Raw genomic sequence first — 3,158 nt, forward strand, 5'->3', positions numbered from 1 at the left:
CCCATGTTACCGCCCGCATGGTCGAGGACATGGCCGAGCGCTATCTCATCGGCCGCGACCCGCACGACATCGAGAATTTCTTCCGCCGCGCCTATTCCTCCGGCTTCACCCAGCGCCCAGATGTGTCCGGCATGGGCTGCTTCTCGGCGCTGGAAATGGCCTGCTGGGACATTATCGGCAAGGAAGCCGACAAGCCGGTCTATAAACTGCTCGGCGGCCAGGTGCACGAAACGCTGCGTTCCTACACCTATCTCTATCCGCACAGCGGCAGCGTCCATTCCGAGGATGCGCACGGCAAGAACGTCTACAACGATCCAGATCTCGCCGCTGCCTGTGCGCTCGAATATGTCGAGCAGGGTTTCAATGCCGTCAAGCTCGACCCCGCCGGCCCCTACACCGCCTTCGACGGCCATCAGCCGCGCCTCGTCGATATCGACCTGTCCACCCGCATGATCAAGGCGATCCGCGAGGCGGTCGGCACCCGCGCCGACATCCTGTTCGGCACGCACGGCCAGTTCACAGCGTCCGGCGCGCTGCGCATGGCGCGCGCCATCGAGCCTTACGATCCCTTGTGGTTCGAGGAGCCGGTGCCGCCTGATATGCCTGAGGTCATGGCCCAAGTGGCCCGCGCGACCTCGATCCCGATCGCCACCGGCGAGCGGCTGACGACCAAGTTCGAGTTCGCCCGCGTCATCGAGAACCGCGCCGCGACCATCCTGCAGCCGGACCTCGGCCGCTCCGGCGGCATTCTCGAAACCAAGAAGATCGCGGCGATGGCCGAGGCCTACCACATCCAGATCGCACCGCATTGCTATTGCGGACCGATCGTCGGTGCGGCCAACATCCAACTGGCGGTGACGCTGCCCAACTTCCTCATCCTGGAATCGCTGAAGCAGTGGGACGGTTTCCACGCCACGCTGCTGAAGAAAAAGATCGAGTGGCAGGACGGCAAAATCATCCCCTCAAAGGAGCCCGGCCTCGGCGTCGAGCTCAACGAGGCGGTCTGCGAAGCACACCCTTACACGGGCAAGGACCTGCATCTGCAGATGATGCAGACACCGCTGATGCCGTGAACGAAAGCTACGCCTTCATCGGTCTCGGCCATCTCGGCGGCAACCTTGCCGCCAGCCTGGTCCGCAACGGCTTTGCCGTCACGGTCTTCGACCGTGATCCCGCCGCCGTCGAGCGCCTGGTGGCGCTCGGGGCCACAGCGGCAAGCAGCCCCGCCGAGGCCGCCGCACGGGCCGGCAACGCAATCTCCTGCCTGCCCTCTCCGAAGGTGAGCGAAGCCGTGCTGGCGGGCGCCGATGGTCTGCTGGAGGGCCTGCCCGCAGGCGGCACCTGGATCGAGATGTCGACCAACGGCCGCGACGAAATTACCCGCCTCGCCGCCCTCGCCTCGGCCAAGGGCGTCGAGACGCTGGAATGCCCGGTCACCGGTGGCGTGCACCTGGCGGCGGCTGGGAAGATCACCGCGCTGGTCGGTGGCGACGCCGCACTCTATGAACGTCATCGCCCCGCCATCGAGGCGATGTGCGCAAAATCGTTTCTGATGGGCCCGGTCGGCTCGGCGGCGGTGATCAAGGTGATCACCAACATGCTCGCCTTCATCCATCTCGTCGCCGCCGGCGAAGCATTGATGCTGGCCAGACAGGGCGGGCTCGACCTCGCCCAAGCCTATCACGCCATATCAGCGTCCTCCGGCAACAGCTTCGTCCACGAGACCGAAAGCCAGCTCATCCTCAACGGCTCCTACGACATCGGCTTCACCATGGACCTGGCGCTGAAGGACCTCGGCTTCGCGCTCGCCATGGGCGAACAGTCCGGCGTGCCGCTTGAGCTTGCATCGCGCGTCAACGCCATTTTTCAGCAAGGCAAGGCCGCCTATGGCGGCATCGCCTGGTCGACCCAGATCGTCAAACTGTTGGAAGATGCCGTCGGCACCGACCTGCGCGCACCTGGTTTCCCGGCCAAGCTCGAACTCTGACGCCGGCTGGATATCAAACGATTTCAGGGCGTTGGCTGGATCGGCGGATCCATCTGAATCAATCTGTCAACGGCTTGATTCAGTATCTGAGCGTCAATGCGCCGGGCAGGATCTCGAAGGTCGCGGGTATGCGTCCCGGCGACTCGCCGTCTATGTCGACCAGCGCGCCGTTCTTTTCGACATCGCCGAGCGGTTCGACCACCACTTTCCTGCCGCGCAGGATGGTGATCGCAGGATGATTGCGATGCCGGCCGCCATAGAGCAGCCGGATGTCCCAGATCAGCTTCAGCTTGCCGGCCGCGCGCAGGATGACGATGTCGAACTGCCCGTCGGTCAGTTCCGCATCCGGCGCGATCATCATGCCGCCGCCGAAGAACTTTCCGTTTGCCACCGCCACCAGCGCCATGCGCGCTTCGACGGGGACGCCGTCGTCGACCGTGATGCTGACCTCCTGGAAGCGGTAGCGGATGAACTCGACCACGGTGCGCCACAGGAACAGCGCCTTGGCCGACATCCTGCCCTTGCGCTTGTCGGCATTGACGGCGCGGTCAGTGGCGCCGGAAAGCCCCAGGCTGGCGATGTTGATGAAATGCCGGCTGGCCAGCGCGCCGTGATCGTCGACGTAGCAGATGCGTCCGGCATCGACCTTGCGGGGCTTGGCTTCGGCGATCCGCTTCAGCACGGCATCGACCTTTTTCGGCAGACCTAGCCCACGCGCGAAATCGATGCCGGTGCCGCATGGCAAGAGCCCAAGCTCGGTGGTCCGGCCGCTTTCCCTGGCCGCTTGCAGCAGCCCGTCGGCCACTTCGCTGGCGGTGCCGTCGCCGCCGGCCGCGATCACCAGGTCGAAGCCAATCATCGCGAGATCGATTGCCAGCCTTTCGGCGTCGCCTTCCGCTTGCGTCTCGCGCAGTTCGAATTCGCCAAAATGCTTTTTCAGCGACACGGCGACATCAGGCCAATGCCGTTTCAGCCGGCCCCCACCGGCAATCGGGTTGAGAACCACTCCAACTTTCAAGCAACCCTCCCGCAAGGATTCGAGGCGCTCGGCGCCTCGAATCCTTTGCCGGCATTGAAGACCGCACCGGGCGGCAGGGCAAGGCCGAATGTCCGCCGATGACGCCCATCGTGGCGGACAGGAAAATTTCGCTGTCCCAGCTTGATCCCCGAT

The 3,158-nt window shown here is 64.5% G+C and carries 2 protein-coding genes and 1 pseudogene (1 of these 3 only partly in view); 2 read left to right on the forward strand and 1 reads right to left on the reverse strand.

What is annotated here, in order from left to right; genetic code table 11:
- Together EOC06_RS11625 and EOC06_RS11630 are read left to right on the forward strand one after the other, a co-directional pair.
- Positions 1 to 1,073, forward strand: a pseudogene (locus tag EOC06_RS11625) (mandelate racemase/muconate lactonizing enzyme family protein); it begins 157 nt to the left of the window's first position.
- Complete coding sequence (locus EOC06_RS11630; protein ID WP_128307796.1) at positions 1,070 to 1,987, forward strand: NAD(P)-dependent oxidoreductase; 918 nt, start codon at positions 1,070 to 1,072, stop codon at positions 1,985 to 1,987. The pseudogene EOC06_RS11625 and the gene EOC06_RS11630 overlap by 4 nt, the downstream one beginning before the upstream one ends.
- Positions 1,988 to 2,066: 79 nt before the next feature.
- Here EOC06_RS11630 and EOC06_RS11635 read toward each other — a convergent pair whose 3' ends face one another.
- Positions 2,067 to 3,005: a diacylglycerol kinase family protein gene (locus EOC06_RS11635; protein WP_128307797.1), complete on the reverse strand. Its 939-nt coding sequence runs from the start codon at positions 3,003 to 3,005 to the stop codon at positions 2,067 to 2,069.
- Positions 3,006 to 3,158 lie beyond the last annotated feature (153 nt).

The organism is Mesorhizobium sp. M7A.F.Ca.MR.362.00.0.0 (assembly GCF_004023175.1).
In the GTDB taxonomy this organism is placed as follows: Bacteria; Pseudomonadota; Alphaproteobacteria; order Rhizobiales; family Rhizobiaceae; genus Mesorhizobium.